This is a genomic window from Acinetobacter sp. Tol 5, assembly GCF_019702905.1.
GTDB classification, from domain to species: domain Bacteria; phylum Pseudomonadota; class Gammaproteobacteria; order Pseudomonadales; family Moraxellaceae; genus Acinetobacter; species Acinetobacter bereziniae.
Window position 1 is genome coordinate 3103085 of record NZ_AP024708.1, and the last position, 16206, is coordinate 3119290.

Here is a 16206-nt window from a genome sequence, read left to right on the forward strand (position 1 = left end):
GCCTGTATTTGGTTAATTTCATACTTCTATCTGAACCACAGTGCCCTGCGGTGCAGATCTTTTGATTTCATTATTTGAGATAAAAACCTTTGTGCCGACTGTGTAACGTGTATTACTCGTGCACAGAACTAAACCACTGCCATCGATCACTAAAACTTTGTACTTGGGATGAACTTCATGTGTGATGGTCCCAATAAATTCTGGTGATTTAGGTAGTAAATTTAGTAAACGTTTTAATGCATTACTCATCTCGATTCACCCTTTCCACCTTAATTGCTTGATTTGTAACTGCATGAGTGAATGAGACAGAAACAGCATCAACAATGCCCCACCAACTGCCATTAAAACCAATCAATTCACCTGGTGAACATTCACCAATTTCGGCACTATTTGGCATCGCAATACTATGTGTTTCAACCATACCTGCTTTTGCTAACTCAGCTTTACCAAATGCCCCCATGCTATCCACTGTAAACAATGGGTTATTCACTGTTTCAAGCAAAATATCTGCTGCGGTACCTGAACGTTTAACTTGACCAGTGTTACCATTTCGATCATTACTTAATGTGATACCGTTATAGTCTGGATAGAGCTCATAGTCAGTCGATAAATCCGTGACAATACTTTCGGGAATTAAGCGATCGTAATCATTTAAAATCACGTTATCCCAAAAAGTTTTTTTGTACTTCGGTTTGATTGTGAGCTTATTACCGGCTTTCTCACTGTAAACAAAACCGCCTGCACTCTCTGCCAACATTTTAATGACGGCGATCGGGGTTTGATTGGAATAGCTTAAGCTGTTGATTGGAACAATCCAGCCCAACGCATCAATCAGTTTCCAATTCAATTCGGCTTGATTATTCACACGATCTAACTCAGCTTGTGCTAACTGTACCGAGGTTCTTTCATTCTCCTGTAAATAAGTTCTTGTGGGGGCGTATGGCGCATCAAGTAATGCGGATTGACTACGCCCGGATAGGGTATAGGTGATATATCCAAACTTTTGAGATCTACTGCGGTTTTCAAGTAGCATGTGATGCTCATGACCATTCACCATAATTTTTAAAATCACAGGTTGTGCATTGATTGGCTCAAGTTTACTGATTTCACTATTTGGAACGGTCAAACTATACGACCAACACCATCGACTGCGATCGCTACTATAATTGCCATCCAGTACATTGATATTTTCACCATTATCCAACCGTGTTACAGATAATTCATTCACGATATACCACCAATTCTTATTGCTGATTTCAGGAATTTTGGGTTTCTGAGGATCAGGTAAACATTTATCAGTTTCAAAATTTAAATGAGCGTTTAAGCGATCAACTTCATCAGTGGTGCAACAGAAATTGAGCCTTATACTTTTCTTATTCCATCCCTCTGGTGTAATTTCTTCAGGTTTTGGCCATGGCTGAATTGCATGTTTTCGATAATGAATTGATTTCGCTTTTTCCCAAGGAATTGCGTCTTTTGTTATGAACTCCAAGGCTTGATCAGCAATGAATTGATAACGCTTTTCAAATACATGAGCGACTTCATGTGAGTATCGAATAATCTTGTTCTTTCGAACCAATTCAACCCAATCAAAAATTGCATGGATCTTGAGTTTTTTGGATTCTTCAAAAACTATATTTTGAGTAATGAAAGCTAATTTATTTTCTTGCCAAATAAAGCCTGTAATACCTCTTAAAGTCACAGCCTGTTCATGTACAGCACTTACAGCTCTATGTAGATTCAAGCCTTTGTCAAAACGATTGAACGGCTGAATACTTCGAGTTGTACCAAATTCAAACTGAAGCCCATTTTGATGGGCGCGTATATAAGGATCTGACCAGACTAAACCAATTGAATTGCTTAAGACCCTTGCCCGGCTCTGAAATGGATATAGGCTCTCACCAAATACGCCTCGATTAAAATTAATATCAAAACGTGCATTTGATTCAGATTTAAAATTGGTTTGGATGGTGCTTTCTAGACTGCAAAAGCGATCAATGACGACCGCGTTAATTGCAGCATTGAATGCAGTGTTTACATTACTATCAATTGTTGAAGCATTACCCACCACACCTGTTATATAACTTTCAAAGCGTGTCGATATAACTGAAGATAGCGCATTATAGTCATAGGTCTGAGCTTGCATTTTGGCAATGAAAGCTGTGTTTATAACGGCATCTAATGATGCTGTTTCTGCATTCTCAGCCCCGAAATTTAATGCTGTAGATCCTGTCGCAATATCTTTAAATTTCAGGTCGACATGGTGAATCTTGGGAGGTGTATAGTTAGACACATGCTCACCTCTTAAACGTTCGGCTTAAACACAATCGAGTTCAACATTAATGTGCTACCCTGTATTAGTCCCGGATTATTCAAGCTAATATCTGATCCCACTTCAAAATCAGCAACCGCTTTCCCTGCCCCATTAAATAAACGTGCCCAGATTGCTGTGCCATTTTTAACGACCACTGAAGCATCAGTTTGATGAAGCTCAATGCTGTCTGCATTCATTTTCTTAAAGCAAGGCTTAGGCAAAGTGAGGATCACCAAACGAGTTGTATTATCCGCAGCAATCTCTAAAGATTCAGGTTTTGCACTACTATAAAAAACAAAGGTAGCATTTGCGCTACCTTGATCAATGTAAGTTGCCAATGCTTGCAATTGTGCAAGACTCGCTGCTATAGATGGGATAATCATCAGCTCACCTTATCCTGTACTGCAATGTTATATTCGCCTGCTGGATCTACAGCCAAGACATAACTTTTAGAATCACTTTGACCAAAGAGCAAATAAGTACCGTCACTTTTAGAATGCGCTCGACTTAACAACTCACCCGTAATTCGATTATAAGCACGTACTGGACAAGCAATTGGAACGTTTAATTTCGTGGTTATCCCTTTAATTAAAATGTTCGCCTTATGCGCCAATGCTTTAGGTGAAAACTCACCATTCAAAATTTTAAAAGCTGGTCTAGACCCGACTTGGCTAAACTCACTTTCTCCAAACAGGATTTTCATGCTTTATTCTCCATCGTAGATCGTGAAAAATAACATCCCTAGAGTTCCACCAGTGTCTGAACGCATTCGGCAACCGATATATGCTTTGTTTGGTTCAGAGAAAATTGCGTAATTTGCTGTTGCAGTCGCATCATTCACACAAGCTTGTACCAAGGGTAATGCATCCATAATGTAACCATCTGGATCAGCAAAATATATTGGAGAGAGTATATAGCCTTCAGTTGGATCTGATTTGATTGAGTTGGCAGCTGCACCAGAAATAACATTACCAAAACCGCTAATCAAACGGCTGTAACGAGTGTTTATCAGAGCGCCTGAATATCCTGTCATTGCTGCAACTTCAGTCCTGCCAGTATTAGATAGAGGTGTTCCAATACCGATGTAATCATTAAATGTTGCCGCATGATTGGAAGCACAGAGAAAAGGTTTAGCCAATCCCTTATGTTGTACCACACCAAAACAATATGGGGATTCATAAATTTGCCCCATAGTTAAACTGTTAATTAAATAAAAACTGTCCTTTGTTCCTATCAGCACCCAAGGTCGATTGCCATTTTGTGGTGGTTGATTGTCCATTACATAGGTAGTAACAGCTACACTATCAATGGCTGCATAACGCCATTTATACCATCCATTACTACTTCCTTCACCTACCCAGTTTCGACTGGGTTTTGTTGGATCGAATGGCGCCTGATTTCCAGTCAAATCATCAATGCCTGAGCAAGAATCTAAAATCCCAACTTTGGCATATTTTGAATAATTGGTGTTATATACAGGATCTAGACTGTTATCCACTCTTAAAAAATAAGGGTTTGCTGTTCTATCTTTAGCACTGTAGACCGCTTTTTGTGTGCCTGAAAATGCCTTTGTCCATCCCAAAGATGCTAATTTGCAAGAGATCGTACCTGTAGCAATCGTATCGGGTGAATTAACAACAAATTCAATCGTGTTAGAGGTCACACCTAAAACTTTATGCTCACCGTTAAAAATCTGTTGATCTGCATTGGAAATCTCAACAACTTGGAATTGCTGCAGGTTATGACTTGTTCCAAAAGTTGCCGTTGCTACTCCATCTTTTACCACCAGTGTTGAAACCAATTGAGAGCCCATGCCTGTGACCAGACAAGCATCGAGCACATCAATCATACACCCCCATGAGTTTGAGAGTTGAGGCGCATTTGTATTTCCAAAACTAAACCACTTAATATCTGTATTCGACATTTCTTTTACTCATAAAAAAACCGCCTTAGGCGGTTATCAATAATTAATAGGATTTATAGAATTCGGTCTATATCACCGCGTAGCATGATTTGAAATTGATCTGTAAGCTCCGTGGGTTCAGATTGTTTAACTGTGCGAATTACCCAAACTGGATGCATGGCTGCATGGGTATCAAAAAAGATTACATTGCCATTCACCCAACCAGTTCCCCAACCTTCTTTTTTAATCTTGAAGTAAGGTACACCTGTAACCGGGTTAATCGGTGCATTGTCACTGTTGATGTTGCCTGTTCCGATTTGACCTGAATACTGACCAATAATTCTAAAGTTTGTATTATCGGTGAAAACAAGTGCCCAACGTTCTTGAATTGCGCCCTTATTGGTCATCACAATTGGATATAGCGCATCGTTATAGCGTGCTGAAATTGTTGCGCCTGTAGGCTCATCAACCCACACATTGCTCCACGTACCTTGTGAGAACATATTTGAATATCGTGCATACATATCACCCACAACCAATGCCGATCCCACAATTGTATTTTCAGCTTCATAATTGTGTGTCAAAGGTTTGGTAAACGTGACTTGTCCACTGATTTGAACATCACGAATTAACCCCATATCCTGATAACGATATTCAATGCTCAAAGGTGGAGTTAAAGCATTGATTGCGAAATCTCCATTAAGCGTGACTTCCCCATAATCGTAGTCCACAACATACATATCGAAAGGAACTTTCACGCCTTTACTGTCTTGAAGCTCACACCAGGAAATACGCTTATCATCTAAAATATAGGTTTTACCCGCAATATGATCAGGCATCACCATAGATTTAGCAGCGCTGACAATACCAATATCACCCACACGGAAGATCGGTACACGACCATTCGGGGGTAAACGTGTTGCAGATAGACCTAAAATCGAAGCATCAAGCGGAATATAGGTATAAGCCACGGCATTGTATTTCACTGAGTCAGGAACAACCCACACAGGTACATTGATATACTTCTTGTTCAGCTCTTCGTATTCTAAAAGTACGTTGTACCAGTCTTTTTCTTCAATTTGTGGTCTATTTGCTTCAGTAATTTCTGTCTTGGTATAAAAATCAATATCTACAAAACCAGTTTCATAATTCACTGAACCATGTGCTTTCGCTGTATCCACTTTGCCCAATTCATCAAACTGGATAGTTAAAGCGCCAAATTCAACCGTACTCAATACCACTGTCACTGACGAAGGGCGAATCGGAATGACTGGAATTCTAAAACTGATATGGTTTAATTCAATCGCATCAGTAGTCGTGGTCAATGACTGTAATGAAATAGCGTTACCGCTAGATGGCGTCCAAGAATCAATTTCAACTTCACCGGTACCATAATTCACAGATCCCGAACTGATACCAATATTTGTAGTGCTGTTTATGTTTCTAAACATCACGCCATTTCGATCTACATAAACATCATTACCCAATTTAAAACGCACTGAGTTGGTCAATACCTGTTCGCTATACTGTGGTGTTAAATCAATTTTCAGCTTATCCGCTACAACCTGCTTTTCATTGGGGCTTAACTCTGGTGTATCTCGATATTTAATGTTGATATTGGTCGGATAATATGATTTTAATACCATTTTTTCCGATTGAATGGATTCTGTTTGTGGAGAATAGTAGCCCATTATTTACTCCATGACTCAAAGACTTGATAGGTTTTTTGATAAACCAATACTTCTAAAAATGGCTTAATCACTACAGCGCCAGTTATATAGTTGATGGTCCCGTGGGTGTTGCCTAACTTATCGTTTAAATTTCCCTTTGTATCATCAATTTTTGAATCAGTTAAAACCAATTCCCCCCAACGTTGATTAAGTTGGTCTTGTAATTCCATTTTTAACTCGATACTGCCTGCCTGAAGCGCATTGCCAGTACCCACATTAAAACTTAACTCTTGGTCCGTTGAAGGCGTTGTAATTAAGTTTTGATTTAGAGGGAAACCACTATTGTAATTGATAGTGAAAACTGTGCCTTTTTGCGGTAATTGATTTGGAATGAATCTGCCCACACCAGTTGCATAATTGATCTGTCCAGTCGCATCGCCTGTAAACTTGCCTTGTGCATTACTCGTCGCAACTTTTTCAACATCCTCAAGTTTCCACTTCACCATTACACTATTTGCCGCCACCGCCTCACCGAGTTGAAGCTCAAAGCTTGGACTCTCAAGGGTTAAATTTGAGCGTACAAAGGTTGAAATTGGTGTGCACCACAACACCAGAATATTGCTCCCGACATCTGCAAGTTCACCCGTAGTCAGAAGCCACGAACCTGTTTCATAATTGATTGAGCCAGATCCAATAGATGTGGCACCTGCCTTAAGCTGACCAGAGCCATCATCTTTAAGTTCATAAAACTTACCTTTCACCATGAAAGACACGGAAACGCTACCCGGTGCAGGTGGGGGAACTAAAACCCCTGTCCAGTTTGAACCTTGATTTGCTTGTGTGACTTTAATCGATTGGCTCTGTGTATTTTGCGTGGGTGCAGAAGCAGGTTTAAAAGATACATTTAAATTCAATGATCCTGTACCTGCAGCACTGGTCCATTGAATTAAACCTTTTTGATAATCAATTGTGCCGACTTGTGTGCCTGAGGTCGTTTTAAGTAAGCCACCTATATCATTCACTTGAAGATTAAATAAAGTGAAGCTTACACTTGAAGGCATAATACTTGAGCCCAAATAAAGATTTTGAGCTTCAGCGACATAAGTTGGATAACTCGCTGTGACCACCCCATCATTACCAGGTACCAAAGCAACTTTTTCACCTGCAGCATTTACATCGATGATTGCAGTTTCACTTTGAGCGCTTGGGATAATCTGAGTGAATACATCCTGAACATTGACTGTAAACTCACCCACTTGAATTTTTTCAGTGGCTTTGGTCGAAGAATAGTATTTACCAGTATCAGCTACCAATGTCTCACGTATAATCGTTGTGGGTTTTTCACCGCCATACCAACTTTTTGCAGACAAGCCCACAAAGTCAGTTTCAAGCGGATCGCTAATACTATAAGTCGCAATCTTATATTCGATTTCCTTTAACTCAATGACAATTTTTGAAATACGAGTTTCAACTTTTAAGATACGAACATATTGCTCATGACTATTTACTTTGCCCTCATTTGAAACTAATACAATCGCATCACCGACATTACTTTCAGTTTCAGTCGTAAACATACAGACTTGAATCTGTTTCATGCCCTGCCAAAGTGTATCGAGTGGTGTACCTGCTATTTGTCCACCTTTAGCAAGATAGGATTCGACTCGGTTTTGTGCTGATTTACGCTCATCCGTATAGCTTCCTGTACTAAATAGCAAAGCCGACACTGCAGGATCTTTGGGTGTTTCAGAAATAAAAACTGTAGAGCCCATCAATAGATCAGTATCATTGGTCGATACTGCTGGAAAAACTTTGCGCATCGAGACGTCACCAAGGGTACGGTCCAATTCAGATACATCATTGAAGAGGTTATTACTTTGGCCATCAATAATAACTTGACCAGAGTATTTTCCGCCCCCATTGTCTGTATCGGTCAAACGTTCCGACTTATAAATTACAATGTCTTTGGTTTCAATCATCGTTTAGCTCCAAAAATCGCATTGTGACGTTGTAATAATCATCTTCAGAAACCGTAGGAATTCCCTTTACTGGCTTGGCTTCAATTGCCCCTGCTTCATGATTAAACATAACTTTGAATTTTCGCTTGTCATGTGGGTAATCAAACTCAAGATAAAAATGCTCTTGAAGTGCTGACCAGTCCATTATTTTGCTGAGTTCACGGCGTTTCACCCATCCCATACTGGATTCAGAGGGTATTAATGTGATTAGACGCCCTGCTTTTTTCTTACCCTCTTGAACAATAAGCGCACCATCAATGGCTCTATCTTGTTTCTGTTCAATCGGCTTCCAGTCAAATTCGTCAGACCACAAAAAACCGTTCTCTAAAAGAACGGTTTGATTGGTCGCTTTGCGTATTAATTTCATCAATTAACTACTCTTATTGATGGTTTCAAGTTGTCTCAAGAGATCATTAAACATCGCCTCTTGACTAGCATCTCCTGACAAACTCAGCGTTTTACCATTAAAATTAAGATTGTATTGGACGGTTTTCCCTGTACCTGAACCACTCGCCAAAGCTTTAGAAGTCTCATTACTTGAATCTGCATAAACTTTAGGTTTAATCGTATTCAAAGTTGCTTGAGCTGATCCATCTCTAAACTGTTGTAAAGCTTGTTCGATATAACGAGAACCGTCATAACCAGTAAGACCTTTCTTTCTCAGCTCTGCATAAAGCATATTGGTTACATTGGTTAAGCCACCTGCCCCCATATTTTTTTGCATTGCTGTCTGGTCTCTAGCCAATGCAGAACCAAAAATACCTTGAGCAATTTTTTCGGCTTGCGCATCGTCATAGCCCATATTTTTAAGCTCATCACGTACATTACTTTTTGTGTAATGTGTACTTGTGGTGGCTTGAGATGTTTTATTACGTTCAGAACGTTCTTTACTTTCAGCTGTCGATTTAGCCTCTAAAGCTTGATTCCATGCATCAATAGAATTTTGAGCCTCTTCTCTTGCTACAGCTCCCATTTCACGATAAGCACTTGTAACACTGCTCGAAACAGTGGAAGCATGAGAATGAGCCGCTCGATCCATTTCCTCGTAGGATTGAACCGTTGCCTTTCCAGTATCTTCAATTTGAACAGACAATCCCAATGATGCAGCTTTGGCTTTTGTTTGAGCGATAACAGCTTGATCACCAGAAGCAACCGCAGCCTGAATAGTTCGCTCATATGCTTGTCGTAAACCTTCTGCTGTTGCTTGTCCACTGCTTTGAATAGTATTGAAGTTAGCTAAAGCTGATTGAGCAGCAAGTTTTAATTGTTCTTTGGTTTTAATGCCTAAACTTTCAAATGCTTGCTCTACAGGACTAATATCATCAGGAAGCTTTTGCATCACTTGACGAATCGCCTGAGTACCCATTTCAACCTGTTTCGTTGAAAATACGCCTTGTGCTTCAAACTCCTTTAACTTAGACATTGCAAAGTCTATTTCAACTTGCGATTTAGCTGTTTCTAACCATTCTTTCCACGCTAAATATATTGCATTTGTTGCATTGGTTCCTGTGATACCAGCAAGCTCAAGTTTTTTACCAAATCCGTCCACATCCCTTCCAGAAGATGAGAAAGATTCAGATATACGCCCAGTTACTTTATCTAGGTTAATTCCAAGTCTGGTAGCTACTTCTGAAGCTTCTGTATAAGCTCTTTTTGTTGCCCCACTTTCTTCGTCAAGATTTTGTTTTAAACCCAAGCTACGTTTTTGACGCTCAAGATTTAATTCTTCTTCTTTAGCATTGATTTGCGTAAGAGAATCTTGAGCAGATTTTAGAGCAGTCAAATCGCCATTGACTTTCGATTGAGCAATCTGTTGTTCTAACTGGATTTTTTTAGCAGCATTTTGACTAACAAAATCTTGATAGTCTTTTTCAGCTTGCTTTGCTCTTTCTTTTGCCAACTCAGTAGCTTTTGCATTATCTTCTACAGCTTTTCGTGCATCTCCTAATGCTGTAACAGTAATTTTTCCTGATTCATCCATAGCAATGCCAAAACCTTTGGCAGCCACTTCATTTTTGATTTGTTCAGATAAAACACCATTATTTGCTTGTATCAAACCTTCAGCCCAAATTTGAGCTGAATTGATACGTTCCTTATCATATTGGACACGATTAACAGCAATTGCTTTATCAGACTCATCAAGTTTACTGAGTTCTTCAGTAATTCTGCGAATTTCATTAACTTCATTATTTGTACGGGCAATCGCAAGATCAGATTGAAGTTGATTTCTTTGTTCAGCATTTAATCTGCTCTGAGTAGCTGCTTCCTTTTCTAAAATATTAATTCTATCTAAGGATTCTTTTGCAGAATTAACCTTATCTTGATCTCGTTGAGCTTGGGTTTTGGCAGCCTCATCCATTTGCTTCAAGCCTTGAGACTGGAAATCCATCGCATCTTTATCAGCTTGAGCATAATACTCTTTTGATTTTTTGAGCATTGCATCAGCATTGACTGAAAACTGCTTACTTACATCCCCCCAAGTTATAGCGGCTAAAACTGAATTTGCTGCGCTTGCAACAGCATAAAAATTACCTGCAAGTAAATTAAGAACAATTCGAATTGCAGCAATGCCATCTTGTAAAAAACCAAATGTAATACTTAAACCTTGACCAACTCGAGTCAGAAAACTTACTTGTTCTCCTGCCTCAGAAACCTCGCCTGTAAACGATGAAAAAACTGAGAGCGTATTATTAATCGATGTACTTAGAATATCCCAAATGACTTTAGCTAAATCCATTCCACCTTGGGCAAGCTCTTTAACTGCGCTATAAGCCGACTCAATAGCATCTTTAAAACTATTAATTGTGCTCGGATCTAACTCATCAAATTGCGCTGAAACCGCTTCTACAGCACTCATAACGTCATCAAACAGCACAGCAATCCAATCTAAGTTATTACCAAGATTTCCAATCATCTCAGCCAAGCGACTTGATATGTTGTACTGTTCATTCATTGAACCAATTAATGCAGTTAAGTTATTTCTCACTTTTTGCATTGCATCAGCAGTGGAGTTTTCCATTGCATTTGCCAGTTCAAGATTATGATCTCTGGATTGAATCAATGCGTTCACTAAATCACTTAATGAAGCTTTACCACTTGCACCTAATTTTCGAATTTCAGCTTCAGACTTGCCAGTGCTTTTGGCCATATCCGATACAACATTATCAGCACCAGTAATAATCGACATCCAAGCATCAGCATCTACTGATCCTTTAGCCATTGATTGAGCTAAGGCATCTTGTGCAGATTGAGCCTGATCAGCACGCGTGGCATTATGAGTAAAAGATAGAGATAAGCTTTCTGTTGCCGATAAAATCTCTTCGGTGTTATAGCCCAGTGATTTCATTGTTCCAGCAGTTGCTAAATACACTTCTTGAGCTTCGGATAACGGTCGATAGGTCGCATTCGCAAGCTCAAGTAATCTTGCTTGTACTAGATTATATTCCTCTGTGCTTGCCGTAGCATTTTTCAAACGAGCAGCCATCTGCTGGGTAGCATCAGAAGTTTGAATAAACTCCTTTGCTGTTAAACCCAATCCTAAAGCCGCTAAACCACCTGCTAAAACCCCAACCGCAGATTTCAAGTTAGCAAATCCGAGTTTTGCTTTTTCAGAAGCAGATTGTGTATTGGCTAATTCTTGATTTGCCTTTACTGAAGCTTCCTTAAACTCTTTAAATGCTTTCTCAGCTTGATCAACTTCCTTTTCAAGCTTATCAACTTCTGATTGAGCTTTTAAAATATCTTGAGGTGTGGCATTTGTAGAAGAAAGTGTTTGAAGTTTTTGCTTTGCTTGATCTAAATCAGTTTTTAAAACCCCTAAAGCTTTTTCAGATACTTTACCAAAACCTGCAAAATTATCTGCTGTGATTTTAGCATTACTCCCTGCATCTTTAATTGTAGTAGTAGCTTTGTTTAAATTACTGGTTAGAGCATCTGCCATCTCGATCGTACTTTTTGGTACGATCTCGATCATATCTTTAGAGACTGTACTTGCTTCTTTTCCAGTCTGTTTTAATTCATCAGCAAGGTCAGAAACTTTTGTTGTGGTTTCACTTGCTTGTTTATCTAAATCACTAGTTGCCTTGGTTACTTCTGAGACAGCACTCTTCGCTGATTCAGCTTTAGGCTTAAGATCATCAGGAACTATTTTACCTACATCTTCGCCAGTTAGTTCTGAAGTATTTTTAAGTTTATCTGCTTCATCTTTAATAGTTTTAAATATAGAACTCACAGTTTCTTCAGACTGTTTAACTGCACTTACTAGACCTTTGTTATCACCATCTAGAACAAGTTTAAATGATAAGTTTTGACCAGCCATAACTTTTCCTCAGGCAACAAAAAACCACCCTTGGGGTGGTTATATATGATTGATTAATTAATCTATGAATTAAAATTTATTCATGATGCTTTATTTTCTTTTGCTTTTGACGCACAGAATTCTTTCATTCTAGAAAAAAGCTCAGAGCCACCTGCAGAATTCATTTCAAATGTTCTATAACTATCGACACCAGTTGTAATTCGTATAAGAATGCGATTACTTTTTTCTATTTGTTGCAAATGTGATTGATTTAAGACTAAAACCCTATTAATTGAAGTTAAATCAGAACTTCCATATTGCAGTGGATCATTATCAAATCGAATCTCATACTCACCGATCGCACCGTCTTTGCTTATGTCTTTAATTTTTATAGGCGTATCAGAGGTAAAAACACCATTTAAACCACCGTGATACGAACAACCAATTGTAATTCCCGCATCAACAGATTTTCCTGTCTCAACATTCAAAGCCTGATTTGATAAATAGTAATTCTCTTTATCAGTCATCTTGTCTGTTTCATTCTTCATCTTCCAATTACTTACAATTGGTTTTTGAACATCATTACTAATTTTAGGATTATCTTTTACTAAATCATTATCTTTTTTGCTCAGTAGAGAATAAGCCATAAATGAAATTGCACCAACAATAATCACCAATATTACGATTAAAATTAATGGATTGTTTTTAAATTCAGCTCCACATGTCCTGCAATGCGTATCAGTAGATTTCATTGGCTTTTTACAGGATTTACATATTTTCACCCCCACAATCAACGCTCCCAAACAATTTTATAGACCACACCATTAACAATAATCACAGTATATTTTTCATTATCGACTGTGTATCTCAAATCTGTGGCAGCACGTGGACGATTATTAGCATCCCTCAAAACATAATGATATACAGATTGTGGGTTTCCGAGTTTACTTCTTACATCCCCTTCTGAACTTCCTATTTCGATAAAATCATAAGATGTTCTAATGGATCTAACCTCTGTTCCTGCAAACGCACCACTTGAAGCAAAAAGCATAAAAGCTAAAAATATTTTTTTCATGATATTCCCCTCATTATTTTGACAGAATATCCATTGAACTAATGTTGTGCAATGTGAAATTTAAGCTTTCTTCATGTTGTCCACATACTTACTATAGGCGTTTTTATCTGCATGATATGAAACTCGCATAGCATTACCCATAGTTAATAATGAGTTCCTTTCATTTCGTTGCGCGGCTTTTAAATATTCTACGAATGCCCCGAAACTGTAATTTAAAATATCTGAATGTCTATGCCCTTTACTGATCAAATACTGAAATGAATCAAACCATGTATGATTTTTAGATGAAGCATTCTTATTGTTAATTTCTTGAATAAAATATGCATAGTTCACATCAATAACGACTTTAAATAATTCAATAAGTTCATTTTTATTATTTAACAATATATCTGGTTTTACTAAAGTAACATCAGATGTTAAAGAACAAATCATTATTATTTGAAATTTGAAATCCTTAAATACTTCTAATAAATTCTCACTGCTAAAATCTAAATTGAGTTTTAAGCGTACAGGCTCAGCAAATTGAGCCCATTGGTCCAGCTCACTCACCTGGACTTGCCTAACTTCAATTTCTTCATATTTTGATGTGCTGTTTAAGGCGAGAAAGAAGTCATTCATTTTAAATTCCTAAATACAGGCACAAAAAAAAGACGCTTTTGCGCCCTCTGTGCCTGCAGTTTAAATTATGCTGCTGGAATCGTGACCACATGACCATATAAGCCAAGTGTAGGATCTAAACCTTTTTCACTTTCTGATAATGCTTGTCCTGAAATTTCATATTGGCCAAGCTCTTCGTGAATGAGTGGAAAAGTTGTTTCTGGTGATTTTTTAGTGCGCCACAAACGCACTGCCATATTTTTACCTGTAGCAGTATTAATTCCTTTAAAGAATAATTCATATTCTTTATTAAATTCACTTGCAATTGTGGTATGGCTAACAACACCAGTTGTATAACTTGCTGTAACAGGATCTGCAATTGCTTCATTAAAAATTACAGTTCCAAACACGGCATCAAGCACATATTTATCGGCTGAAATTGCTGTTGAGCCTGCTTTAAATGAAACCTGTGTAAGACCATAACCATCAAGTTTTATTTCTTGACCAGCTTTAACTGTTCCTAATACCTGATCAGTAACAACCTTGCTTGCAATTTCAGATTTCATACCTGACAAGATGTATTGCAAATTGGGTTGGTCCACTTCTTCAAGTTTACCTTTGAAATTAACACCTGTTTTTTTGGTCAATACAAAGTCTGTTGTTCGTTGACCAGATGTACTTTCTTCATGCTCAAATTGATCAGTCGTGATTTCAAGCTCAAATTCAGGTACGTTCCCGATATGACGCATTTCAGCCGCCACACCATTTGCAATTTCGGATAAGTAAAACTTACCCTGTAAAGAAATATATTCCTTAGCCATCTGTTTTGACCTCTTTGCTTGGTTTTGTTTGAGCAGATGGCTTCACCTCTTCAATGATCTTATCTGCCTCTAATTGTTTTATTTGGGCTTCAGTAAGACCGCCCACAATATCGTCCTTACTAAAACGCCCGACTTTTTGCCGGGCGATGTATTGTTTTGTCATGATGACCTCTAAATAAATTTCTGTGATTCAAATATGACTGTGATGTATGTGCATGTTGGACTGTAACCCTCTTTAACATCAATAAGTGTTAAAGGTCGAGTTGATGAACGAGGTTGCCAACCAGATAAGAGTTTAATCACATCTTCAGTGAGTTCACCCGCTTCATCATTTACAGCATTGCCATTGGTCATTTGAGATTGAGCATTTCGACACGCAACAGAAACCGCCCATTGCTGCCCAAGTTGATTAACTTTGCCCGCACCTGCATCAGCCTTTTTTACAATTCTGGCAAAGTTCACATGAGCTGACGGCGTTATCTGCATCATTTCTGTGATTTTTGCTGAATTATGAGGGGTGTATATTTCCTTAAAACTTGGAATTTCTTTTAGCTTATTTGCAATTTCATCACGAACTGCGAAGAATGAGCTCATTAATAAAATCTCCTACAATGTTCAAAAGTGATTCTTCATTTTCAGGATTTATTCCTAGCTGAGTACGTGGCGGTAAAACAACTTGTTTAACTCTGCGATATTGCCCACCGACATTAAAAGTGATGTATGCGCCATTTTTAGGAAGAATAAGCGCACCAAAATGAAGAGGCGCTGCATATTCAACGTTTGTACCAACCTCAACACCATTCGGCAAAACATTATAGGTATAGGAATTCATCAAAATGCCTTTATCCCTTAATGTTTGACCTCCTTGCATTTCAGCACGCCAGGATTGCACCCAAGGGTTTCCATCAACACCGACACCTTCTATAAACCTTAATTGAACTTGGTCCAGTAGCTCAGATCCAAGTTCATTAAAAAGCTTTGATTCTTCATGCTCATAAGCCCCTAATGATTTAAAGATCGCTTCAAGTGGCGAACTCTCAGCAGTGATTGTTATTGCAATAGCCATTTAACCTTCCTTGATGCTTGGCATCCTGTTGAGAATATCATCTCCAAAAACACCACCTCGATAAGTTGTACCGATTGGCATGGTTGCAGGTGAGTTTTTCGGCTTCTCTTCAGTGACTTCATTATCTTGGTTTAGGATATTGAGCACAGCTTTACCATCAGCAATCCGCTTCAAATAATCAATTTCAGCTTTATAGCGATTCTCTACTTCATCAGTAGGTTGCTGAAAGTAAAGGCGGTATCTTGCAATATTGCATGCTATTCGCTGTAGAGTGCTTGGAATGCTAGGAAGCGGTAAGCTGTACTTTACCGCCACATAACTATCAATTTCCTCTGTAGCGTCCTGTAATGCTTCTGCAATCCCGCCCTCAGGTAACATCGCTTTTAAGTTTTCAACTTCATTACCAAATCGCTTAATCATATCCTCTTCAGTCGCATACATATCGCCA

The 16206-nt window shown here is 38.5% G+C and carries 17 protein-coding genes; all 17 read right to left on the reverse strand.

All coding sequences use genetic code 11. From position 1 onward, the window contains the following. Positions 1–18: 18 nt before the first annotated feature. The 17 genes from TOL5_RS14375 to TOL5_RS14455 all read right to left on the reverse strand — a co-directional run bounded on the left by TOL5_RS14375 (position 19) and on the right by TOL5_RS14455 (position 16199). A complete protein-coding gene (locus tag TOL5_RS14375) occupies positions 19–249 on the reverse strand; it encodes a hypothetical protein (RefSeq protein WP_221260424.1) in 231 nt (76 codons plus the stop codon). Continuing rightward, positions 242–2293, reverse strand: a complete 2052-nt coding sequence (locus TOL5_RS14380) for a hypothetical protein (RefSeq protein ID WP_221260425.1) — start codon at positions 2291–2293, stop codon at positions 242–244. Before TOL5_RS14380 ends, TOL5_RS14375 begins: the two co-directional genes overlap by 8 nt. Positions 2294–2304: 11 nt before the next feature. Beyond that, a complete protein-coding gene (locus TOL5_RS14385) occupies positions 2305–2697 on the reverse strand; it encodes a hypothetical protein (protein ID WP_221260426.1) in 393 nt (130 codons plus the stop codon). Next, positions 2697–3017, reverse strand: coding sequence for a hypothetical protein (locus TOL5_RS14390; RefSeq protein ID WP_221260427.1), 321 nt, complete (start codon positions 3015–3017; stop codon positions 2697–2699). The genes TOL5_RS14385 and TOL5_RS14390 overlap by 1 nt, the downstream gene beginning before the upstream one ends. 3 nt (positions 3018–3020) lie before the next feature. Further along, positions 3021–4238, reverse strand: a complete 1218-nt coding sequence (locus TOL5_RS14395) for a hypothetical protein (RefSeq protein ID WP_221260428.1) — start codon at positions 4236–4238, stop codon at positions 3021–3023. A 53-nt stretch (positions 4239–4291) separates the two neighbouring features. Further along, positions 4292–5908 carry a hypothetical protein gene (locus TOL5_RS14400; RefSeq protein WP_221260429.1) on the reverse strand — a complete coding sequence of 539 codons (1617 nt, stop codon included), beginning with the start codon at positions 5906–5908 and terminating at the stop codon, positions 4292–4294. After that, positions 5908–7863 carry a hypothetical protein gene (locus tag TOL5_RS14405; protein ID WP_221260430.1) on the reverse strand — a complete coding sequence of 652 codons (1956 nt, stop codon included), beginning with the start codon at positions 7861–7863 and terminating at the stop codon, positions 5908–5910. Before TOL5_RS14405 ends, TOL5_RS14400 begins: the two co-directional genes overlap by 1 nt. After that, a complete protein-coding gene (locus TOL5_RS14410; protein ID WP_004824722.1) occupies positions 7856–8269 on the reverse strand; it encodes a hypothetical protein in 414 nt (137 codons plus the stop codon). Before TOL5_RS14410 ends, TOL5_RS14405 begins: the two co-directional genes overlap by 8 nt. 3 nt (positions 8270–8272) lie before the next feature. After that, on the reverse strand, positions 8273–12220 hold the full coding sequence (locus TOL5_RS14415; protein WP_221260431.1) for a tape measure protein: 3948 nt from the start codon (positions 12218–12220) through the stop codon (positions 8273–8275). Between the two features lie 80 nt (positions 12221–12300). Beyond that, positions 12301–12951 carry a hypothetical protein gene (locus TOL5_RS14420; protein ID WP_221260432.1) on the reverse strand — a complete coding sequence of 217 codons (651 nt, stop codon included), beginning with the start codon at positions 12949–12951 and terminating at the stop codon, positions 12301–12303. 38 nt (positions 12952–12989) lie between these two features. Further along, positions 12990–13274, reverse strand: coding sequence for a hypothetical protein (locus TOL5_RS14425; protein WP_151797378.1), 285 nt, complete (start codon positions 13272–13274; stop codon positions 12990–12992). Positions 13275–13334: 60 nt separating this feature from the next. Next, a complete protein-coding gene (locus tag TOL5_RS14430; protein ID WP_049044629.1) occupies positions 13335–13892 on the reverse strand; it encodes a hypothetical protein in 558 nt (185 codons plus the stop codon). 65 nt (positions 13893–13957) lie between these two features. Then, positions 13958–14692 (reverse strand): hypothetical protein, encoded by a 735-nt coding sequence (locus TOL5_RS14435; RefSeq protein WP_221260433.1) that lies wholly within the window; start codon positions 14690–14692, stop codon positions 13958–13960. Then, positions 14685–14855 carry a hypothetical protein gene (locus TOL5_RS14440; protein WP_167387350.1) on the reverse strand — a complete coding sequence of 57 codons (171 nt, stop codon included), beginning with the start codon at positions 14853–14855 and terminating at the stop codon, positions 14685–14687. Before TOL5_RS14440 ends, TOL5_RS14435 begins: the two co-directional genes overlap by 8 nt. A gap of 8 nt (positions 14856–14863) precedes the next feature. Then, entirely contained in the window at positions 14864–15286 is a 423-nt protein-coding gene (locus TOL5_RS14445; RefSeq protein ID WP_198114820.1) for a hypothetical protein, read from the reverse strand. Beyond that, positions 15261–15758 (reverse strand): phage virion morphogenesis protein, encoded by a 498-nt coding sequence (locus TOL5_RS14450; RefSeq protein WP_221260434.1) that lies wholly within the window; start codon positions 15756–15758, stop codon positions 15261–15263. Before TOL5_RS14450 ends, TOL5_RS14445 begins: the two co-directional genes overlap by 26 nt. Next, positions 15759–16199, reverse strand: coding sequence for a gp436 family protein (locus tag TOL5_RS14455; protein ID WP_221260435.1), 441 nt, complete (start codon positions 16197–16199; stop codon positions 15759–15761). It abuts the gene before it with no gap. Positions 16200–16206: the final 7 nt, after the last annotated feature.

Excerpts from the sequence above, each read along its gene's own strand:
- TOL5_RS14375 (WP_221260424.1), bottom strand. The coding sequence starts at position 249 with ATGAGTAATGCATTAAAACGTTTACTAAATTTACTACCTAAATCACCA.
- TOL5_RS14385 (WP_221260426.1), bottom strand. The coding sequence starts at position 2,697 with ATGATTATCCCATCTATAGCAGCGAGTCTTGCACAATTGCAAGCATTG.
- TOL5_RS14390 (WP_221260427.1), bottom strand. The coding sequence starts at position 3,017 with ATGAAAATCCTGTTTGGAGAAAGTGAGTTTAGCCAAGTCGGGTCTAGA.
- TOL5_RS14395 (WP_221260428.1), bottom strand. The coding sequence starts at position 4,238 with ATGTCGAATACAGATATTAAGTGGTTTAGTTTTGGAAATACAAATGCG.
- TOL5_RS14400 (WP_221260429.1), bottom strand. The coding sequence starts at position 5,908 with ATGGGCTACTATTCTCCACAAACAGAATCCATTCAATCGGAAAAAATG.
- TOL5_RS14405 (WP_221260430.1), bottom strand. The coding sequence starts at position 7,863 with ATGATTGAAACCAAAGACATTGTAATTTATAAGTCGGAACGTTTGACC.
- TOL5_RS14410 (WP_004824722.1), bottom strand. The coding sequence starts at position 8,269 with ATGAAATTAATACGCAAAGCGACCAATCAAACCGTTCTTTTAGAGAAC.
- TOL5_RS14415 (WP_221260431.1), bottom strand. The coding sequence starts at position 12,220 with ATGGCTGGTCAAAACTTATCATTTAAACTTGTTCTAGATGGTGATAAC.
- TOL5_RS14420 (WP_221260432.1), bottom strand. The coding sequence starts at position 12,951 with ATGAAATCTACTGATACGCATTGCAGGACATGTGGAGCTGAATTTAAA.
- TOL5_RS14425 (WP_151797378.1), bottom strand. The coding sequence starts at position 13,274 with ATGAAAAAAATATTTTTAGCTTTTATGCTTTTTGCTTCAAGTGGTGCG.
- TOL5_RS14430 (WP_049044629.1), bottom strand. The coding sequence starts at position 13,892 with ATGAATGACTTCTTTCTCGCCTTAAACAGCACATCAAAATATGAAGAA.
- TOL5_RS14435 (WP_221260433.1), bottom strand. The coding sequence starts at position 14,692 with ATGGCTAAGGAATATATTTCTTTACAGGGTAAGTTTTACTTATCCGAA.
- TOL5_RS14440 (WP_167387350.1), bottom strand. The coding sequence starts at position 14,855 with ATGACAAAACAATACATCGCCCGGCAAAAAGTCGGGCGTTTTAGTAAG.
- TOL5_RS14445 (WP_198114820.1), bottom strand. The coding sequence starts at position 15,286 with ATGAGCTCATTCTTCGCAGTTCGTGATGAAATTGCAAATAAGCTAAAA.
- TOL5_RS14450 (WP_221260434.1), bottom strand. The coding sequence starts at position 15,758 with ATGGCTATTGCAATAACAATCACTGCTGAGAGTTCGCCACTTGAAGCG.
- TOL5_RS14455 (WP_221260435.1), bottom strand. The coding sequence starts at position 16,199 with ATGTATGCGACTGAAGAGGATATGATTAAGCGATTTGGTAATGAAGTT.